Consider the following 363-nt stretch of genomic DNA (forward strand, 5'->3'; position numbering starts at 1 on the left):
CTCGAATCAGATCCAAAATGGACAATTGGTGCGCGGGATCGAGGTAAGTAGTCGGCTCGTCAAGCAAGGTAATTGGCGTTTCTTGGGCCAAAGTCATAGCGAGGAAGACGCGCTGGCGCTGACCACCGGAAAGATCTGCCGCGGGGGCGTCGAGAAGCTCGCTCACCCCAGCACGCGAGGCAGCACGCTCAACCGCTGCATGATCTCCGGCCCGCATCGTCGCTAGCGCCCCTGTATAGGGATAGCGGCCGTAACCGATGACGTCGCGCACTAGTACCCCTTCCGGAGCCACGGGATGTTGTGGCAGAAAAGAAACTTCACGGGCAAAGGCACGCGAGGAATACTTGCTGATATTTTGGTCCG

1 protein-coding gene is annotated in these 363 nt (G+C 58.7%); it reads right to left on the bottom strand.

The genetic code is table 11. From position 1 onward, the window contains the following. The coding region (locus tag ACODSO_RS29310; protein WP_489040110.1) for an ABC transporter ATP-binding protein at window positions 1-363 on the bottom strand (363 nt) is incomplete at both ends.

The sequence above is a fragment of the Rhodococcus sp. FG69 genome, from assembly GCF_057808915.1.